18 protein-coding genes are annotated in these 19,329 nt (G+C 67.9%); 9 read left to right on the top strand and 9 right to left on the bottom strand.

Annotated elements, in window-relative coordinates; translation table 11 throughout:
• Positions 1–74: 74 nt before the first annotated feature.
• From EJI01_RS06260 to xdhA, 3 genes are all read right to left on the bottom strand, one after another.
• A complete protein-coding gene (locus EJI01_RS06260; RefSeq protein WP_126836267.1) occupies positions 75–1,028 on the bottom strand; it encodes a LysR family transcriptional regulator in 954 nt (317 codons plus the stop codon).
• A 65-nt stretch (positions 1,029–1,093) separates the two neighbouring features.
• Complete coding sequence (gene xdhB, locus EJI01_RS06255; protein ID WP_126836266.1) at positions 1,094–3,520, bottom strand: xanthine dehydrogenase molybdopterin binding subunit; 2,427 nt, start codon at positions 3,518–3,520, stop codon at positions 1,094–1,096.
• A 1-nt stretch (position 3,521) separates the two neighbouring features.
• A complete protein-coding gene (gene xdhA / locus EJI01_RS06250; RefSeq protein ID WP_126836265.1) occupies positions 3,522–5,102 on the bottom strand; it encodes a xanthine dehydrogenase small subunit in 1,581 nt (526 codons plus the stop codon).
• Between the two features lie 245 nt (positions 5,103–5,347).
• Here xdhA and EJI01_RS06245 point away from each other — a divergent pair, with 245 nt between their 5' ends.
• The gene (locus tag EJI01_RS06245) at positions 5,348–5,893 is read left to right on the top strand and encodes an Rrf2 family transcriptional regulator (RefSeq protein WP_126836264.1); all 546 of its coding nucleotides are present in this window, start codon (positions 5,348–5,350) and stop codon (positions 5,891–5,893) included.
• A 9-nt stretch (positions 5,894–5,902) separates the two neighbouring features.
• On the opposite strand, the gene EJI01_RS06240 is transcribed toward EJI01_RS06245, so the two are convergent.
• On the bottom strand, positions 5,903–6,814 hold the full coding sequence (locus tag EJI01_RS06240; protein WP_126836263.1) for a LysR family transcriptional regulator: 912 nt from the start codon (positions 6,812–6,814) through the stop codon (positions 5,903–5,905).
• A 102-nt stretch (positions 6,815–6,916) separates the two neighbouring features.
• Between EJI01_RS06240 and EJI01_RS06235 the strand changes: the two genes are divergently transcribed.
• The 6 genes from EJI01_RS06235 to EJI01_RS06210 all read left to right on the top strand — a co-directional run bounded on the left by EJI01_RS06235 (position 6,917) and on the right by EJI01_RS06210 (position 14,092).
• The gene (locus tag EJI01_RS06235) at positions 6,917–8,110 is read left to right on the top strand and encodes a sorbosone dehydrogenase family protein (protein WP_221885643.1); all 1,194 of its coding nucleotides are present in this window, start codon (positions 6,917–6,919) and stop codon (positions 8,108–8,110) included.
• Entirely contained in the window at positions 8,110–8,730 is a 621-nt protein-coding gene (locus EJI01_RS06230; RefSeq protein WP_126836262.1) for a c-type cytochrome, read from the top strand. Before EJI01_RS06235 ends, EJI01_RS06230 begins: the two co-directional genes overlap by 1 nt.
• Before the next feature lie 19 nt (positions 8,731–8,749).
• Positions 8,750–10,903, top strand: a complete 2,154-nt coding sequence (locus EJI01_RS06225) for an indolepyruvate ferredoxin oxidoreductase subunit alpha (protein ID WP_126836261.1) — start codon at positions 8,750–8,752, stop codon at positions 10,901–10,903.
• Between the two features lie 137 nt (positions 10,904–11,040).
• A complete protein-coding gene (locus EJI01_RS06220; RefSeq protein ID WP_126836260.1) occupies positions 11,041–12,648 on the top strand; it encodes an indolepyruvate oxidoreductase subunit beta family protein in 1,608 nt (535 codons plus the stop codon).
• 20 nt (positions 12,649–12,668) lie between these two features.
• Positions 12,669–13,652, top strand: a complete 984-nt coding sequence (locus EJI01_RS06215; RefSeq protein ID WP_126836259.1) for a Bug family tripartite tricarboxylate transporter substrate binding protein — start codon at positions 12,669–12,671, stop codon at positions 13,650–13,652.
• 26 nt (positions 13,653–13,678) lie between these two features.
• The gene (locus EJI01_RS06210) at positions 13,679–14,092 is read left to right on the top strand and encodes an acyl-CoA thioesterase (protein ID WP_126836258.1); all 414 of its coding nucleotides are present in this window, start codon (positions 13,679–13,681) and stop codon (positions 14,090–14,092) included.
• A 7-nt stretch (positions 14,093–14,099) separates the two neighbouring features.
• On the opposite strand, the gene EJI01_RS06205 is transcribed toward EJI01_RS06210, so the two are convergent.
• Positions 14,100–14,555 carry a nuclear transport factor 2 family protein gene (locus EJI01_RS06205; RefSeq protein WP_126836257.1) on the bottom strand — a complete coding sequence of 152 codons (456 nt, stop codon included), beginning with the start codon at positions 14,553–14,555 and terminating at the stop codon, positions 14,100–14,102.
• A gap of 76 nt (positions 14,556–14,631) precedes the next feature.
• On the opposite strand from EJI01_RS06205, the gene EJI01_RS06200 reads away from it, so the two are divergent.
• Together EJI01_RS06200 and EJI01_RS06195 are read left to right on the top strand one after the other, a co-directional pair.
• Complete coding sequence (locus EJI01_RS06200) at positions 14,632–14,994, top strand: winged helix-turn-helix transcriptional regulator (RefSeq protein ID WP_126836256.1); 363 nt, start codon at positions 14,632–14,634, stop codon at positions 14,992–14,994.
• Positions 14,995–15,191: 197 nt separating this feature from the next.
• Entirely contained in the window at positions 15,192–15,653 is a 462-nt protein-coding gene (locus EJI01_RS06195) for a hypothetical protein (RefSeq protein ID WP_126836255.1), read from the top strand.
• Positions 15,654–15,692: 39 nt separating this feature from the next.
• Here EJI01_RS06195 and EJI01_RS06190 read toward each other — a convergent pair whose 3' ends face one another.
• From EJI01_RS06190 to EJI01_RS06180, 4 genes are all read right to left on the bottom strand, one after another.
• Positions 15,693–17,192 carry a PhoX family protein gene (locus tag EJI01_RS06190; protein ID WP_126836254.1) on the bottom strand — a complete coding sequence of 500 codons (1,500 nt, stop codon included), beginning with the start codon at positions 17,190–17,192 and terminating at the stop codon, positions 15,693–15,695.
• Positions 17,193–17,394: 202 nt separating this feature from the next.
• Complete coding sequence (locus tag EJI01_RS06185) at positions 17,395–17,946, bottom strand: GNAT family N-acetyltransferase (protein WP_126836253.1); 552 nt, start codon at positions 17,944–17,946, stop codon at positions 17,395–17,397.
• Between the two features lie 28 nt (positions 17,947–17,974).
• Complete coding sequence (locus tag EJI01_RS28690; protein ID WP_185878840.1) at positions 17,975–18,151, bottom strand: hypothetical protein; 177 nt, start codon at positions 18,149–18,151, stop codon at positions 17,975–17,977.
• A 365-nt stretch (positions 18,152–18,516) separates the two neighbouring features.
• Positions 18,517–19,233 carry a hypothetical protein gene (locus EJI01_RS06180; RefSeq protein WP_126836252.1) on the bottom strand — a complete coding sequence of 239 codons (717 nt, stop codon included), beginning with the start codon at positions 19,231–19,233 and terminating at the stop codon, positions 18,517–18,519.
• Positions 19,234–19,329 lie beyond the last annotated feature (96 nt).

The following is a 19,329-nucleotide window of genomic DNA, read 5'->3' as shown; positions in this document are numbered from 1 at the left end:
TCGCGTTGTCTCCGTCTCTTCTTTACGTGGCGTGGGCCGAAGTCGCGACGCCCGGCGCGAGTGGAAAAAGCTGCCTAGCCGGAGCCGGCAGGAGGAAGCGACGGCCTCAGCGAGGCCGCCACGGCTTTGGTGCGCTCGCGCAGCCAGCGCGCGGAGCTCGAGGAATGGGTGCGCTCGTGCCAGAGCTGGTAGTACATGAGCCGCGGCAGCGCGATCGGGCACTCGAGGATCGCGACCGGCAGCCGGTCGACGAAGCGCTCGCAGTACTGGCGGCCGGTGGTCAGCACCAGCAGGCTCGAGGCCACCATGTCGGGGATCAGGCTGAAGTGCGCGCAGCGCGCCGTGATGTTGCGCTGCCGGCCCAGCTCGTCGAGCATCTGGTCGATGATGCCGCGCGCGCCGGGGTGCATGGGCGTCGGCGCCACGTGCTCGGCGGCGAGCCAGGTCTCGAGCTCCCAGCCGCGGCGTACCGCCGGATGGTCCTTGTTGACCAGCGAGACGATCTCGTCGGAGAAGAGCCGCGCCATGTGCAGGTCTTCCGGCGGCTTGAGCCAGTTGCCGATCACCAGGTCGACCTGGCCGAGCGAGAGGTGCGCGTGGTAGTCCGAGTCGGACGACAGCGAGTGGATCTCGATGTGGCACAGCGGCGCCTGCGCCTTGACCTGCGCCACCAGCATCGGCAGAAAGAGCGGGTCGAGGTAGTCGCTGGCCGCGATGCGGAAGGTGGTGGAGGCGGTCTGCGGATCGAAGCCGCGCGCGTCGGAGAACAGCATCTCCGCCGCACGCAGGATGCTCGCGGCCGGATCGATCATGCGCAGGCCTGCGTCGGTCGGCACCATGCCCGAGCCCGAGCGCACCAGCAAGGGGTCGCCCGAGAGCTCGCGCAGGCGCTTCAGCGCTGCGGAGACTGCAGGCTGGTACATGCCCAGGCGGATGGCGGCGCGCGAGACGCTGCGGTCGGTCAACACGGTATGTAGAACCCTGATGAGATGAAGATCGATCTTGTCTAGAAGCGCTTGGTCTCTCATGAGCTGCCCGCATGTTGCTGAATGTGTGGGCAGTTATACAGCGCTGAATTCACATGGAAGTGCCTTCAGTTCGAAGCGTTCTGCACGGCGGTGATGGCGCGAAGAATTGCCTCGCTGGTGGCCGGCGCGGTCAGCGGCGGATCCACCTGGTGCGCACCCACGGCCGACACTGCATCGCGGATCGCGAAGAACACCGAGAAGGGCAGCAAGAGCGGCGGCTCACCCACCGCCTTGCTGCGATGGATCGAGTCCTCGAAGTTCTGGCCCTCGAACAGGCGCACGTTGAACACCGGCGGGCAGTCGTTGGCCGTCGGGATCTTGTAGGTGCTGGGCGCATGGGTGGTGAGCAGGCCGGTCTTCGGATGCCACACCAGCTCCTCGGTCGTGAGCCAGCCCATGCCCTGGATGAAGGCGCCTTCCACCTGGCCGATGTCGACGGCCGGGTTCAGCGACTTGCCGGCGTCATGCAGGATGTCGGCGCGCAGCAGCTTCCACTCGCCCGTCAGCGTGTCGACGATGACCTCGCTCACGGCGGCGCCGTAGGCGTAGTAGAAGAAGGGGCGGCCCTGCATCCGGTCCTTGTCCCAGCTGAGGCCCGGCGTCGCGTAGAAGCCGTCGGACCAAAGCTGCACGCGGTCGAGATAGGCCTCGCCGACGACCGTGCTGAACGACAGCGAGCGGCCGTTGACTTCGACCTGGTCGTTGGCGAAGCGCACCGCGCCCGCCTCGCCGCCGTGGCGCGCCGCGGCGCAGGCGGCCAGGCGCTCGCGGATCTGGCGTGCCGCATCCTGCGCCGCCTTGCCGTTGAGGTCGGCGCCGGTCGATGCGGCAGTGGCCGAGGTGTTGGCCACCTTCTGCGTGTCGGTGGCGGTGACGCGCACGCTCTCGAAGCTCACGCCGAGTTCGTGCGCCACCACCTGCGCCACCTTCGTGTTGAGCCCCTGCCCCATCTCGGTGCCGCCATGGTTCACGAGGATCGAGCCGTCGGTGTAGACGTGGACCAGCGCGCCGGCTTGGTTGAAGTGCTTGACGTTGAAGGAGATGCCGAACTTCAGCGGCGCCAGCGCGATGCCGCGCTTGAGCACCGGGCTCTTCGCGTTGAAGGCCGCGATCTCCTCGCGCCGCCCGCGGTAGCCGCTGGTGCCTTCGAGCTCGGCCACCAGCTCGTGGATGATGTTGTCGCTGACGAGCTGGCCGTAGGGCGTGACGTTGTTCTCCGTCTTGCCGTAGAAATTGATGCGCCGCACGTCGAGCGGATCGCGGCCCAGCTCGCGTGCCACGCTGTCGAGGATGTTCTCGATCGCGATCGCGCCCTGCGGGCCGCCGAAGCCGCGAAACGCCGTGTTGCTCTGCGTGTTGGTGCGGCCCGAGTAGCCGTGCATGGCCACGTCCGGCAGCCAGTAGGCGTTGTCGAAGTGGCACAGCGCCCGCGTCATCACCGGGCCCGAGAGATCGGCGGAGTGGCCGGCGCGCGAGACCATCGAGATCTCGGCGCCGAGGATGCGGCCCTCGTCGTCGTAGCCGACTTCGTATTCGTACCAGAAGCAGTGGCGCCGGCCGGTGATCAGGAAATCATCGTCGCGGTCGAGCCGGAGCTTGACGGGGCGCTGCAGCTTGTTGGCCGCCACTGCCGCCACGCAGGCGAAGAGCGCCGACTGCGACTCCTTGCCGCCGAAGCCGCCGCCCATGCGCCGGCATTCGACGTGCACCTCGTTCGCATGCAGGTGCAGCGCATGCGCCACCAGATGCTGCATCTCGCTCGGGTGCTGGGTCGAGCAGTGCACGTGCATCGTGCCGCCCTCCTTCGGGATCGCGTAGCTGATCTGGCCTTCGAGGTAGAACTGCTCCTGCCCGCCGACGTCGAGCGTGGCCTTGAGCCGGTGCGGCGCCTTCGCGATTGCAGCCTGGGCGCCGCCCTCGTGGGTAGCGCGCACCAGGTGCATCGGCGGCAGCACGTACTGGCCCTTCTCGTGCGCCTGCTGCGGCGTGATCACAGGCGGCGCGGCCTCGATGTCCAGCGCATCCTTGGCCCGGGCCGCGGCGCGGCGCGCGGCATCGCGCGTCTCGGCGATCACGGCGAACACCGGCTGGCCCAGGTAGCGGATGTCGCCGCTGCAGAGGATCGGGTCGTCGTGGATGATCGAGCCGCAGTCGTTGCTGCCCGGGATGTCGGCCGCGGTCAGCACCGCCACCACGCCGGGCATGGCGCAGATGGCTTCGAGCTTCATGTTCTTGAGCCGGCCGTTGGCGACCGGCGAAAGCCCCAGCGCGCAGTGCAGCGTGCCCGCGAGTTCGGGGATGTCGTCGATGTAGGTGGCCTCGCCGGCCACGTGCAGGTGGGCCGATTCGTGCGGCCGGCTGATGCCGACGCGCGCACCGTCCTCGTGCGCCTTGGCTTCGGCGCGCGCATCGATGCGCGCGGCGGTGTTCTTCAGGTAGTCGGTGAAGGCCTCTGCGGATTGCAGCAGGGCGAGGTCGATGGGCTTGTTCATCTCAGGCTCCTTGCAGGGCCGCATGGGGCATCACGCTCCAGACGCTGGTGGCTTCCACCGGCAGCGCATCCTCTGTGCGCGTTTCCAGCCACAGGCGCTGCAGCAGGTTCTGCGCCACCTGCAGGCGGTAGTCGGCACTCGCGCGCATGTCGGAGAGCGGCTTGAAGTCCTGCGCCAGCGCGAGCTTGGCCGCGTTGAGGCTGGCCTGAGTCCAGGGCTTGCCGACCAGCGCGGCCTCGGCCTGCGCCGCGCGCTTGACGATCGCGGCCATGCCGCCGAAGGCCAGGCGCACTTCCTTCACCACATCGCCGTCGAGCGCGATGGCGAAGCCGCCGCACAGGGCCGAGATGTCGCAGTCGAAGCGCTTGCTGATCTTGTAGGCGCGCACCTGGCGCTGCATGGCCGCGAGCGGGACCACGAGGCCCTGCACGAACTCGCCGGGCTCGAGCCGGTTCTTCATGTAGTCGACGTAGAACTCGGGCAGCGGCATGCGGCGCACGCGGCTGCCGCGGCGCAGCTCGATCTCGGCGTCGAGCGCCATCAGCACCGGCGGCGAATCGCCGATCGGCGAGCCGTTGGCGACGTTGCCGCCCATGGTGCCGGCGTTGCGTATCGGCGGCGAGGCGAAGCGCAGCCAGACGTCGGTCAGGCTGGGCAGGCGCCGCGCCAGAGCGCCGAAGGCAGTCTCGAGCGAGGCGCCGGCACCGATGTAGAGCGTGTCGCCGCGCTCTTCCACCACCTTCATCTCGGCCACGTCGCCGACGAAGATGATGTCGCCCAGGTCGCGGAACTGCTTGTTGACCCAAAGGCCGACGTCGGTGGAGCCGGCCAGCAGCTGCGCCGTCGGCTCGGCTTCGCGCAGCGCGGCCAGGTCGGCCAGCGTGGTCGGCGCGTGGAAGTGGTCTATGCGCTGGCCGAGCGGTGCGGCGTAGTCGAAGCTGCTTTCGTGCTGGAGGCTGGCGAGCGCGGCGATGACCGGCTCGGTGTCGAGCCGCACGCCGGGCAGGTCGAACATTCGCTGGCCGGCATCGAGGATCGGGCGGTAACCGGTGCAGCGGCACAGGTTGCCCGAGAGATCGTCGGCCAGCTGCTGGCGCGTAGGCCGCGTGCCTCCGGCCTGGTGGTGCTCGTAGGTGGACCACAGCGACATCACGAAGCCCGGCGTGCAGAAGCCGCACTGCGAGCCGTGGCAGTCGACCATCGCCTGCTGCACCGGATGCAGGCGCGTCACCGCATGCTTGTCGTGCTGCGCGCTGTCGCGGCTCTTGCCGCATTGCGCCTTGAGGTCTTCGACCGTGAACAGCGCCTTGCCATGCAGCGTGGGCAGGAACTGGATGCAGGAATTCACCGTCGAGAGCCTGAGGCCGCCCACCGAATTCGCCTCGCCGGACTCGGCCAGTTCGCCGATCACCACGGTGCAGGCACCGCAGTCGCCCTCGTTGCAGCCTTCCTTGGTGCCGGTGCAGCGGGCATCTTCACGCAGCCAGTCGAGCACCGAACGCGTCGGATGCACGCCGCTCACGTCGACGATCCGGCCGCGGTGGAAGAAGCGGATGGGTTGGGTGCTCGGGGTCATGGGCATGCTCGTGGGAGGCATTCGTTGTGGCGTGTGGCGATCAAGAACCGTGCCTGCGAAGTTAGTCCTTTAGCGGGCCGCATGCATACCGTCGTGCCCATATCGGCTATGTGGGGACCGGTATGTGACGCCCGGGAAAACCCTGGGTCGATGAGCGCGCGCGCCGAGCCGGCAGCTAAGATCTGCGCTCCACGTCCCGCCGCGCCACTTCGGCCTCCACGGGCCGAACAAAGAGGAAAGAAGCACATCCGATGCGACTCAGCACCCGAGGTCGTTTCGCCGTCACCGCGATGATCGACATGGCCCTCCACCAACAGGCGGGACCGGTCAACCTGGCCAGCATCAGCCGCCGCCAGCAGGTGTCGCTCTCCCACCTGGAACAACTGTTCGGCAAGCTGCGCCGCCACGGCCTGGCCGCGTCGACGCGCGGGCCCGGCGGCGGCTATTCGCTCGGCCGCAAGGCCGCGGACATCAGCGTGGCGGACATCCTCTTCGCGATCGACGATGCGGCCGCCGACGAGGCGACGAAGAAAAAGCAGGCCGCGGCAGCGGACCACCCGAGCCGCTACGCGACCGACGAGCTCTGGGCCTCGGTGAACCGCTGCGCGGTCGAGTTCCTCGACGCCATCACGCTCCAAAGCCTGGTCGACGAACAGATCGCCAGAGGTGTGCAGCCCGAAAGCGGGCTCGCCGAGCGGCGGGCTCCGGCCTCTTCCACCCGAGCCAAGCCACTGCTTCCGGACACGCCGAATTCGGTCTTCTCGCTGGGGCGGATGCTGACGACGAAGCGTTCGTGAGGCGCTCCCTCACCCCTCCCCGAACAACTCCCGCATCACGCCCCTCAACCAGCTGTTCGCCGGATCCGCCTCGAAGCGCTTGCTCCAGTGCAGCGACACGGTGAAGTCGCGCAGCGGAAAGGCCGGCTCGACGATGGTGTAGCCGCCCTCCTCCGCGAAGCCGTTTGCGATGTTGCGCGGCATCACGACCGCGAGATCGGTGGCGCGCACGATGGCCGGCAGCACCATGAAGTGCTCGGTGGTCAGGCGCACGCGGTCTTCGAGGTTGAGCAGTTGCAGGATGCGCAGCGTTTCGGCGTGCGTGCGCACCGCAACGTATTCCAGCTTCTGCAGCGCCTCCAACAACGCCTTGCCGCTGCGCCGCCCGCGCGTGAAAGGATGGCCGCGGCGCAAGAGCACGATGTAGCGGTCCTTCAAAAGGTGGACGCGCTGCGTGTCGCGCACCTTGGGCAGGAAGCCGAAGGCGAAGTCGATGCGGCCACTGTCGAGCGCCGGCGCGATCTCGGCCGGCAGAAGCGGCAAGGTCTCTAGCCGCACGCCGGGCGCGAGCTCGCCCAGCCGGGCCATCAGCGCCGGCAGGAAGCGGCCTTCGCCGATGTCGCTCATGTGGATGCGGAAGGTCTTGCGCGAGGCCGAGGGCTCGAAGCGATCGGGCTCGTTGAGCGCTTCTTCCAGCGTGCCCAGCGCCGACTGCACGGCGATCGCCAGCCGCTCGGCGCGCGGCGTGGGCGCGACCCCGCCGGCGACGCGCGTGAACAGCGCGTCCTCCAGCAGCAGCCGCAGCCGGCCCAGGCCATGGCTCGCGGCCGGCTGGGTGAGGCCCAACGAGTCGGCGGCGCGGCTCACGCTGCGCGCACGGTAGACGGCATCGAACAGGCGCAGCAGGTTCAGGTCGATGGTGTCGATATGCATGGCGTTCATGTTGCTTAGCAGGATTATTTTATTGAACGCGAGCGCCGCGCGTCCGACACTGCGCCGTGGCTCTCGGGCCGCTTTCAAAAACGCAGAAAAGGAGACATCGCCATGCCGAAGACCCGTTCGTTCTGTGCGGCGGCCGCAGTGCTTTGCGCCGCCATGACCGCCACGGCCCAGCAGCCGCCCGCCGAAGAACCCGGTTGGGCCAAGGGCCGCCCGAAGACCGAAGCCGCCCAGCGCATGGCGCCGGTTCCGGCTTTCCCGATTCCGACTTCGCCCGACAAGCTGCCGACGGCCAAGTTCAAGCTGCCGCCGGGCTTCAAGGTCGAGACCTGGGCCTCGGGCGTGCTCGATGCGCGCGCGCTGCGCCAGGGTGCCGGCGACACCGTGTTCGTGAGTTCGCTGTTCGTCGCCAACAAGGTCTACGCGGTCGTTCCCAAGGGCAACACGCGCGAGGTCAAGACCGTCATCGACAAGATGGAGAAGGCCGCCGGCATCGAGTACCACAAGGGCGCCCTCTACCTGGCCACCCACAAGCAGATCATGCGATACGACGGCATCGATTCGAAGCTCGACAACCCCGGCGCGCCGGTCGTGCTGTACGACAAGCTGCCCGGCGGCGAGGACCACAGCTGGAAATACCTGCGCATCCACAAGGACAAGCTCTACTTCGCGATCGGCGCGCCCTGCAACATCTGCGACCCCGGCGAGTACGCCAAGATCTACCGCATGAACCTCGACGGCAGCGGCATGGAAACCGTGGCCAGCGGCGTGCGCAACACAGTGGGCTTCGACTTCGACCCGAAGACCGGCCGGCTCTGGTTCACCGACAACGGCCGCGACTGGCTCAGCGAGGAAATCCCGAACGACGAGCTCAACGTGGTCAGCGGCCCGAACCAGCACTTCGGCTATCCGTATTGCCACCAGGGCAACATCCCCGATCCGGAATTCGGCTGGGGCAAGTCCTGCAGCGACTACGCGAAGCCGGCCGCATTCCTCGGCCCGCATGCCGGCTCGCTGGGCCTGAAGTTCTACACGGGCAAGATGTTCCCGGCCAAGTACCAGGGCGCTATGTTCATCGCCCGCCACGGCCCATGGAACCGCACCGTCAAGTACGCCGACGTCTCGGTCGCATGGCCCGACGGCAAGGGCGGCGCCAAGGTCGAGCCTTTCATGACCGGCTTCGTCGAGAACAACACCTACCTCGGGCGCCCGGTCGACTTCCTGGTGATGAAGGACGGCTCGCTGCTGGTGAGCGACGACCACGCGGGCGCCATCTACCGCATCAGCTACGGCAAGTGATGAGAGGCGCACGACAACTCGCATTCACCGTCGCAGCGGCAGCATCCTTCTGGCTCGCGGCGCCGGCCGGCGCGCAGGGCAGCAGCCCTCCGGGCGCCTATGCACAACGCTATGCGGCGTTGTGCGCGGCCTGCCACGGCGCCAACGGGCGCAGCGAGATGCCGGGCACGCCGGCGCTCGCGGGCCAGCATTCCTTCTACGCGATCACGCAGCTCTTCCTGTTTCGCGAAGGGCGGCGCGCCAACGAGCCCATGAGCGCGGTGGCGAAGACCCTGAAGGACGATGACCTGCGCGGCTTCTCCGACTTCATCGCCACGCTGCCGCCGGTGCCTGCGCCGGCGCCGGCGACCCCTCCCGATGCGGCACGCATGACCCGTGGCCAGGCCCTGGCCCAGGAACACAAATGCGTGTTCTGCCACGGCGCCGATTTCAGCGGCGGCCAGCAGGTCCCGCGCATCGGGCAGCAGCGCGAGGACTACCTGCAGTTGACGCTGCGCGAGTTCAAGTCCGGCAAGCGCGTGGGCTACACGATGGCCATGGCCGAGGCGGTCGGCCGGATCCCGAACGAGGACCTGGACACCCTCGCCTACTACCTGGCCCGCTTCCCGGGCCGCAAATAGACCCACGGAGAAAAAACGCTTGGAAGTTTCATTCAGCAAAGAGATCGAGGCGCTGCGCCTGGGCGCCGGCGACACCTTTCACGGCGAGGGCATCCTCGCGATCACCAAAGGCCTGCTGCAGTCGGGCGTGGCCTACGTCGGCGGCTACCAGGGCGCGCCAGTCTCGCACCTGCTCGACGTGATGGTGCAGGCCAAGCCCTACATGGACGAGCTAGGCGTGCATGTCGAAGCCTGCTCCAACGAGGCCTCCGCCGCGGCGATGCTCGGCGCCTCCATCCACTACCCCCTGCGCGGCGCAGTGACCTGGAAGTCCATCGTCGGCACCAACGTCGCGGCCGATGCGCTGTCCAACCTTTCGTCGCCCGGCGTCAAGGGCGGCGTGTTGATCGTCGTGGGCGAGGACTACGGCGAGGGCGCCAGCGTGATCCAGGAGCGCACGCACGCCTATGCGCTCAAATCCGGCATGTGCCTGCTCGATCCGCGCCCCGACCTGGGCGTGATGGTGAACATGGTCGAGCACGGGTTCCGCCTTTCCGAGCACTCCAACATGCCCTGCATGATGGAGCTGCGCATCCGCACCTGCCACGTGCGCGGCAGCTTCGAATGCAAGAACAACCTCGCGCCCCTGGTCTCGACGCGCGCGCTGATGGAAGAGCCGGCCGGCTTCGACTACATGCGGCTCGCGCATCCGCCAGTCACCTTCCGCCACGAGAAGCTGAAGGGCGACGAGCGCCTGCCGGCCGCGCGCCGCTACATCGCCGAGAACCGGCTCAACGAGCTGATCCCCGGCACGCACGCCGACCTCGGCATCGTGGTGCAGGGCGGGCTCTACAACTCGCTCGTGCGCAGCCTGCAGCAGTTGGGCCTGGCCGACGCCTTCGGCGCCACCGACATTCCCTTGCTGGTGCTCAACGTCGCCTATCCGCTGGTGCCCGAGCAGGTGGCGGACTTCTGCGTGGGCAAGCGCGCCGTGCTGGTGGTGGAAGAAGGCCAGCCCGAATACATCGAGCAGGAGATCGCGACGCTCCTGCGCCGGCGCGACATCCAGACGCCGCTGCACGGCTGCGACATGCTGCCGGCCGCCGGCGAGTACGGCGTCGAGGTGCTGGCGACCGGCATGGCGCAGTTCGCCCAGCGCTACCTGCCGCAGCACGCGCAGCACTCGGCCCAGGGCTGGCTCGTGGGCAACCGCGAGCGCCGCGCCGCGGTGGCCACGCAACTCGAAGCGCCGCTGCCGGCGCGCCCGCCGAGCTTCTGCATCGGCTGCCCCGAGCGGCCCGTGTTCGCCGCGCTCAAGCTGGCGCAGCAGGACAGCGGGCCGGTGCACATCGCGGCCGACATCGGCTGCCACGCCTTCGGCACCTTCGAGCCCTTCTCGATGGGCCACTCGATCCTCGGCTACGGCATGAGCCTCGCGAGCCGTGCGGGCGTGTCGCCGATGATGCAGCGGCGGGCGCTGTCGATCATGGGCGACGGCGGCTTTTGGCACAACGGCCTCCTGACCGGCGTGCAGAGCGCGCTCTTCAATGGCGACGACGCGGTGCTCCTGATCTTCAAGAACGGCTACACCTCGGCCACCGGCACGCAGGACATCATCTCCACGCCCGACGATGAAATGAAAGAGCATGCGGTCGACAAGCAGCAGAGCCTGGTCGACAAGAACCAGACCATCGAGTCGACCTTGAAGGGCCTGGGCGTGCAGTGGCTGCGCACCGTCCACACCTACCGCGTCGACAAGATGCGCAAGACGCTCAACGATGCCTTCACGAGCGACTTCAACGGCCTCAAGGTGATCATCGCCGAGGGCGAATGCCAGCTCGAGCGGCAGCGCCGCATCAAGCCCTGGATCGCCAGCCTGCTCAAGAAAGGCGAGCGCGTGGTGCGCGTGAAGTACGGCGTCGACGAGGACGTGTGCAACGGCGACCATGCCTGCATCCGGCTCTCGGGCTGCCCCACGCTCACCATCAAGGACAACCCCGATCCGCTCAAGGTCGACCCGGTGGCGGTGGTGATCGACGGCTGCGTCGGCTGCGGCCTGTGCGGCGAGAACGCGCATGCCGCCACGCTGTGCCCGAGCTTCTACCGGGCCGAGGTCGTGCAGAACCCGAGGTGGCACGAGCGGCTGCTGCATTCCGTGCGCGGTGCGGTGGTGCGCGCGCTTCAACCCGCTTGACATGACCCACCCCCAGGCTCGCCCACTTCGTGTGGCTCTCGCACCCCCTTGCAGGGGGCAACACCAGCGGCCCGGCGAAGCCGGTTCCGCGGTGTTCCTCGAATGAGCTCTTTCGACCTCTTGTCTTTATTTCGTTCATGAACCGCACCCAACCGATCACCCTGCTCGTCTGCGCCCTCGGCGGGGAAGGCGGCGGCGTGCTGACCGAATGGCTGGTCGACACGGCCCGCCATGCCGGCTATGCCGCGCAGAGCACGTCGATTCCCGGCGTCGCGCAGCGCACCGGCGCCACCACCTACTACATCGAGGTGTTTCCCGTGCCGCTGGCCGAGCTCGGCGGGCGCCGGCCGGTATTCAGCCTGAGCCCGGTGCCGGGGGCGCTCGATGCCATCGTCTCCTCGGAGCTGCTGGAGACCACGCGCCAGATCGGCAACGGCATGAGCGCGCCGCAGCGCACGCTGGTCATCACCTCCTCCGGCCGCACGCTGACCACGGCCGAGCGCATGCAGCCCGGCGACGGGCGCGCCGATGCCCAGCGGTTGCTCGACGTCGTCAAGGCCTTCAGCCGGGAGCACCACGTGTTCGACATGGGCACGGTGGCGCGCGACGCCGGCACGGTGGTCAGCGCGGTAATGCTCGGCGCGATCGCAGGCAGCGGGCTGTTTCCGTTCCCGCGCGAGGCCTATGAGCAGGTGGTGCGCGGCGGCGACACCAGCGCACCCGAGAAGCTCAGCAAGATGGCCGCCGCCAGCCTGCGCGGTTTCGCCAAAGCCTTCGACACCGTGGGCACGCCGCGTGCGCAGGCCGCGCTGGTGACACGGCTGCTGTCGAGCCAGGGCGACGAAGCGCCGGTACAGCCCACGCTGAGCGCAGAGATGGCGCGGGCCTTTCCGCCGCCGACGCACGACATGCTCGCACTCGGCCATGCGCGGCTCGTCGACTACCAGGACGAAACCTATGCGGCGCTCTATCTCGAGCGGCTGCAGCAGGCGCTGGCCGCCGAGCGCGCATCCGACCCGGCCGGCGCCCATGGCTTCGCGGTCACGCGCGAGATGGCGCGCTGGCTTGCGCTGTGGATGGCCTTCGACGACATCGTGCGCGTGGCCGAGCTCAAGAGCCGCGCCAGCCGCGCGCAGCGCGTGCGCAACGAGGTGAAGGCCGCGGACGACGACATCGTCAGGGTGTACGACCACTTCAAGCCCGGCGCGCCCGAGTTCGCGGCGCTGCTGCCGGCTTCGCTGGCGCACCGCGTCACCGCCTGGGACCGGCGCAGGAAGACGCCCTTCGCGCTGCCGCTCAAGGTCGGCAGCCACTCGGTCGCCGGCATGGCCTCTCTGCGCGTGCTGGCCTCGCTGCGCTGGCTGCGCAAGCGCGGCAGCCGCTTCGCCGAGGAGCAGGCGCTGATCGAGCGCTGGCTGGCCGCCGTCGTGCAGGGCACCCGCGCCGACTGGCGCCTGGGCCACGAGCTCGCGCTCTGCGGACGGCTCATCAAGGGCTACGGCAGCACCAACGAGCGCGGCAAGCGCAACCTGCTGCACGTGATCGACCACCTGGCCGTGGCGCCGCTGCCCGACGGCTCGCCGGCCGCGCGCGCGGCAGCGATCGCCGCCGCGCGCGAAGCCGCCTTGGCCGACGAAGCCGGCACCGCGCTCGATGCCACGCTGATGCGCCACGGCGCACCGCCGAGGCCGGTGATCGCGCAGCCGATCCGCTGGATGAAGCGCCCGCCGGCGGCGACCCCCTGATCAACATGAGGAGACAAACGATGACGACATCCAGACCCCGGCGCGCCCTGCTCGCCCTGCTCCTGGCCGCTGCCGCCGCGGCGCCCGCGGCCTACGCACAGGGCAGCGCCTGGCCTTCGAAGCCGATCAAGGTGGTCGTGAACTTCCCGCCAGGCGGCGCGGCCGACCAGATCGCGCGCGCGGTATCGCTGCCGCTGCAAGAGGCGCTCGGGCAGCCGGTGCTGATCGAGAACCGCGGCGGCGCCAACGGCAACATCGGCGGCGAGGTCGCGGCGCGGGCGGCGCCCGACGGCTACACGCTGCTCATGAGCTCGGGCGGCATGGTGTCGGTCAATCCGCACATCTATCCGAAGATGGCCTTCGATCCCGCCAAGGACCTGATGCCGGTGGCCGCGGCCGCGCGCGTGCTGGTGTTCCTGGTGACCAAGCCCTCGCTGCCGCCTGCGAACATCAAGGACTTCATCGCCTACGTGAAGGAGCGCCCCGGCAAGCTCTCCTACGGCTCGCCCGGCACCGGCAGTTCGCCGCACCTGGCCGGCGAGATGTTCAAGAGCCAGGCCGGCCTGTATGCGGTCCATGTACCTTACCGCGGCGCGGCGCCGGCGCTTCAGGATCTGCTGGCCGGCCAGCTCGACTACTACTTCGACCCGGGCATCGGGCTGCCCCAGGTGCGCGCCGGCAAGCTGCGCCTGCTGGCGGTGGGCAGCCCCAAGCGCTCGCCGCTGTTTCCCGATGTGCCGACGCTGGACGAAGCCGGCCTCAAGGGTTTCGATGCCGACACGGTGTTCGGCTTCTACGCGCCGGCCCGAACCCCGCCCGAGATCGTGACCCGGCTCAATCTAGAAATCAACCGCATCCTCGCGATGCCGGCGGTGAAGGAGCGCATCGCCAGCCTGGGCGGCGAAGCCCTGCCCGGCACGCCGGCCGCTTTCCAGGAGCGCATCGCTGCGGACTCGGCGCGTTTCGCCGCCATCATCCGCGAGCGCAAGATCCTCGCGGACTAAGCGTCAGATCACCTATCGTTCACTGCATGAGCAAGCAAGTCATCTACACCGTTCGCGTCGAATTCGGGGATTGCGATCCGGCCGGCATCGTCTGGTTTCCCAACTTCTTCCGCTGGATCGACGCGGCCTCGCGCCACTTCTTTGCCGAGCGCGGCGTGCCGCGCTGGGAAGAGACGGCGCAGACCCTCGGCGTCATCGGCACGCCGCTGGTCGATACCCACACGCGCTTCGTCAAGAGCGCGAGCTATGGCGACACGCTGTCGATCGCGGTGGCCATTCCCGAGTGGCGCGACAAGAGCTTCCTGCAGACCTACCGCATGAAGCGCGGCGAAGACCTGATCCTCGAATGCGAAGAGGTGCGCATCTTCGCCGCCAAGCGCGAAGGCGGTGGCATCCGCGCGGTGCCGATCCCGCCGGAAATCCGGCGGCTCTGCGAGTAGCCTCTTCTCAAGGGAAAAGCACGCGCGAATCGCCGCTCATCCAGACGTTGCGGATGCGCATGTGCGTGATGCGCCAGCCTGCAGCCTCGCGGCGCAGCTTCGTTTCGTAGATGTTCTTCAGCAGCAGGTGGCGGCTGTGGTCGCCCTTGGGAAGATGCTGCGCTTCTACCAGCGCGAAGAGCTCCGCCGTGCCGCTCTCGAGGCGCACGCGCGGGTTGGTGACCGTGTGCGTGGTGTCGAGCCTGGCGACGTTGGGAACGATGGTTTCGACGATCTGGCGCTTGCCCTTGAAGACCGGCACTTCCACGCCGAGCCGCGCGGCGGGCTGCACGAAGTCGAGCTCCGCATCCTCCGCAAACGCCGAGGCAAACAAGGCTTCGTCGGCCAGATCCTGTCCGGCGGCAAAGCGGTACAGGGCATCGATGACGTCCACGCGCTCGGCAAGGTTGGTTTCGGCGCTCATGAATCAATCTCCAGGCTTGAGTAAATTGAGCGCCCAGCTTCCCTGAAACTCGATCGAAACGTCGGCTGGTATCCGAATGGCAACCAACTCTTCTTCCCTCGCCTACCCCGAGCCCTACTGCGCAGGCGAGTCCTGCGAATTCGAAGTGGCGCGCACGGTCGCGCTCATCGCCGGCCGCTGGGCCGTGCCGATCATGGAGTCGCTCTATTTCGCCGGCGAGCCGGTGCGTTTCCGCGCGCTGCAAAGGCGCCTCGGCTCGATCTCGCAGAAGGAGCTGACACGGCAGCTGACGCTGTTCGTCCACCATGCCGTGGTGAGCCGGCGGGAGCACGAGGGCTCGCGCGCCGGCATCGAATACGCGCTCACGGCGCGCGGCCTGGCGCTGCTCAAGCAGATGGATGCGCTCGGCCGCTGGGCCAAGCGCATGGACCCTGCGTAGTGCTTTCGTGCCAATCGGATTCATCGTTTCGGCCATTCGCTGCCGCGGAGTTGCCGCCTAGACTGCATACGAATACCCGACAACGCAGGGCTCGGCGCCGCGGCAGCCAATCGCCCGGGCGAAGCGAGGGAATTCGTCCGTTCATAAGATCGGCATCCGCCCCCCAGATCTGCGCACTTCGCCTAACTTTGATTCCCATGTCCGAGATTGATTTGACTGCGCAAACAGCAGCGGTTCGCAGTGTTCTTGCCACCCATGGAATTCGCCGTGCGCTGGCGCTGCTCAATGACAGGACGCAGTACCGGTACACGGCCATCTACAAGTTGAGCGGCAATGCGTTGCGGGCAGAGCACGTCTTCGATCGCTCCTCCGAATACCGCACCTGGTTGAAGGCAGTTCCCCTGGACAAGAGCTTTTGCCAACACGCGATCGAGCAAGGCGAATTCACGACCACCCACGTCTCCAAGGACAAGTCCTTGATGAGCTACCGCCCCTATGTCGGCCTTGTCGAGTCCTACTACGGGCGGTTGCTGACACGCGGTTCCGGGACGCCCTACGGCACCTTCATCCATTTCGATCTGGAGCCTCGCAGCATCGACGCGCGGGAGGTCTCGTTTCTCAAGCAGGTGACGCCGCTGTTCCTCGATTACCTGGAGTGAGTCAGGCGCGGACGGATCCGCACCGAGCCGGTTGGCGAATCAAAGCGGCCCGCGTGCCCAAGGCCCCCAGATCGCGAACGTGATGCCGGGCGATTGCACGTTCACGAACAGCACCTTGCCCGCCGGATCGAAGCAGGCCCCGCAGAACTCGCTGCTGCGGTAGTCGCCGGGCGCGACCGTCTTGCCGGCCGAAGCGATCTGGTCGGCACCGAGCTTCACGTTGTGGCGCGCGAACACGAAGCTGGCGCCGTCGGAGGTCAGTCCTACCAGGCGCTCGATGCGTCCCTGGCCTTGGTCGTCGACGCCGCCGCCGTCCTCGCAAAGCAGCACGCCGCCGCGCGGGCTGATCGTGATGTTGTCGGGGTTGTTGGCAGCCACCGCGTCGAGCGACACGAAGACTGCCTTGAGCATGCCGGTGGCCAAGTCGTACTCCCACACCGCGCCTTCGCCATTGCCGCCAGCGCCCGCGGCATTCACGCCGGTCGCGGTGTCGACGATGAACAGCTTGCCGTCGTGATGCCAGATGCCTTCGCCGCGCGCCATGCGCAAGCCGCCTTTCGCCCAGCCCTGCGCGAACGGGCCGGCCACCGACGTGCTGCCCACAAAACCGGGCAGCGCAATCGAGGCCGGGTTCGCATCGGGATCGGCGATGTCCACCCATTCGAGGCTGTGCGTGTCACCGGCCGAGGCGACATTGAGGTCGGCGTTGGCCTTGCCGGCCACCTTGGCCATCTGCAGCTTGCCGCCCGCTTCGTAGCTGCCCGGGCGGCCGCTCGCATCGTTGGGCATGAAACGATAGAAGCCCGACTTGTTGCGGCTGTCCTCGGTGAGGTAGGCGAAGCGCGTCTTCGGGTCGACGGCGACGGCCTCGTGGCTGAACCGGCCCATCGCGACAATCGGCTTGCCGGTCGTCTCGGCCGCGTTGGCGCGCACCTCGAACACGTAGCCGTGCTTCTTGCCGCCTTGCGACTCGAGATTGCTGCCGGTTTCTTCGCAGGTGAGCCAGGTGCCCCAGGGCGTGGGGCCGCCGGCGCAGTTGGTGAGGGTGCCGCCCAGGCTGGCCTCCATGCCGAGCCACTGGCGGCCCTTGAAGCGCAGGTTGGTGGTTCCGCCGCCGGCAAAGCGGCCGTTCACGCTGCTCGAGGCGGTGTCGTACATTGCCGGCGCCCGGATCAGGCTCGTCGACTGGCCGCGCTCGTGGTTGCGCACCAGCACCACGTCGACGCTGCTGCCGCGGCCGTACGAGGCGATCACCGCCATACCGTCGTGGTTGCTCGGGCAGGGCTGGCCGTCGTTCATCTGGTCACCGGTCCAGCCGTAGGAACGGTAGGCGAAGCCTTCAGGCAGTTGCAGCAGCGGCAGGCCGGTGGCCTCGTCGAGCGCCGGCGCGACTGGACCGTACGGGCTCGCGACGAGGCCGGTACTGCCAGTGGCGGCGTTGGCGTTTCGAGCCTGCAGCGCCTGCATGGTGCCGATGAAAGAGAGGGCGGCAACCGAGGTCGAGCCGCGCAGAAAGCCGCGGCGGGAATTTAGCGACATGAGAACTCCTGGGGGTGTGGGGTTCCCGCATTGGAGAGTGCCGCGGTGTCAGCGCCGTTACAGCGGCTGTCGCGAGTGCAATCAGGCAACTGAAGCGGCACCGGGCACCTGGCTATGCGGTATGCGGATGGCGCGCAGCGTCCATGTGACGAGCACCTCGGCGTGGCGCAGGATCGAGAATCGTCGGGCGTCGCGGAGCTGCTCATTTCATGTTCCCGCCCGGCGGCGCCGGCATCAGCCCAAGAACATAGCGCAGCTCGCTCACGCGCGCGCCGCCGATCGCGAATTCGCGCATCGATGCCGGCTCCGGTGCGAAGCCCGCGGCGGCATAGAAGCGCCGGGCGCGCTCGTTGCCGGCCAGCACCCACAGGCTGACCGAGTTGCAGGCCTGCGTACGAATGTGCTCCAGCGCAGCGAGCCACAGCGTGCGGCCGATGCCCTGCGACCAGGAGGAAGGCGCCAGGTAGAGCGCCCAGATCTCGGCAGCGCCGGGCGCCGCGTCCTTGTCCCGCGAAGGACCGAAGGCGACGAAGCCCGTCACCCGGCCGTCGGCCATGGCCACGAGCAGTTTCGGCACGCCCTTGACCACGGCCTCGCGCCACCCGGCCTCGCGCCCGTCGATCGAGAGCGCCGACAGGTATTCGGCAGCAAGCAGTCCGGCGTAGGCCTGCCAGGAAAGAACATGGACCTCGGCGATCTCGCGGCAGTGCGCCAGGGCAGCTGGCTCGATGGTCGCAGGGCGGATGGAGTTCATGGGCCCATTGTGCGGGCCCGGATTCCCGTTAGGCGCCGCTCTGCATCGCCTGATTGACGCGCTGGAGTTCCTGCGCGAGCCGCATGGCCTCCGCGCGCGCGGAGCGGACGCCGCGCTGCAGCAGGAAGAACTGCTTGGCATAGGCGTCCGTCAGGCGCGTCCACTGTTCGAAGGTCGCGTCCATGCGGGCCGAAGATTGATTCAAGACGGGCTCCCTTGCCATTGTTGGGTTCTCACCGGGTTGCGGATCTGGCCGTGATTCCAACAGATGAACGTGTAAGGAACATGACGCGCCGGAACACCTAGGGCCTGTTAACGCTATTTGCGGGGTCGCGAAGGCCTGCCAGGGCGGGCCAATCAAGGCGCGCGACGCCGTGCGTGCGTCGGCACGCACAAGGAGCGCAACGCCGAGTGGCGCGCCCTGGCAGGCCTTCCCTGCGGGTTGCCCAGCCAAGGGGCCGTCTGCGGCGTTGCCCGCGCTTGCAAGGCGCAAGCCTTGCTGCGCACGGGCGCCTTGCATCCAGCCCCTTGGCTGGGCAACGCGATCCCCGCAAATAGCGTTAACAGGCCCTAGAGGGTCGATCCGATCGCGAGCGCTGCCCTCACGAAGGTGCCGATGCTCGCCAGCCGGGCGCCGGTCTCGAGCGCTTGCGCCGCGCCGGATTTCGACTTGTCGCCGCTCATCAGGTCCTTGATGCGCTTCTTGCCGAGCGAATCGCCCAGCCTCTGGATCACCGGCTTCACCAAGGGACGCACCTTGTCCATCTCGGTCGTCTTGAAATCGGTCTGGCTCTGTTCGTAGACGTTGTCGAGGACCAGGAGAAAGGACTCCAGGCCGATGACGACGGTCTCGTAGGCCGCCGAGTACGTGGCCGTGCGCTCCACCTGGCGCAGGCGCACCTGGAAGTATCGGAACAACGCGGGGTTGCCGAAATGAAAGCGGATCTGGCCTCGTTCGACGCTCTCGAGCTCGTAGCTGGTGCGGGCCAGAAGCACGAGTATGTCGCTCCATGCTGCGCCCTCGCTGAGGTTCCCGTGCTTGATCAGCCCTGTCTCGTAGAGCGATTTGGCCCTGGACTCCTTGAGCATCATCGCCTGGGCGACCTTGTATGCGTCGAAGACGCCGCCGAGCGCATGCTTGACGTACAGATAGACGATCAATGCATCGAGGTCGGTCTTGGACAGGCCGCCCAATCCGCGCGTGTCGACATAGGCATCGAGAAATGCCGCCAGGAACTCCTCGCGGTGCTGCTTGGGTATGTGTTCGATGATGGTTTCGTCGGGCATGGATAGGTCGGGCTCTCTTTTGCAGGCGCGCCGTATTGTTGACCAGCCAGGCTCGACGAAAGCACCCGAACGAAAAAGCCCCGGCCGTTTCCAGTC

It is taken from the genome of Variovorax sp. MHTC-1, assembly GCF_003984645.1.
GTDB lineage: Bacteria > Pseudomonadota > Gammaproteobacteria > Burkholderiales > Burkholderiaceae_C > Variovorax.
This window is presented reverse-complemented; position numbering and strand designations above follow the sequence as displayed.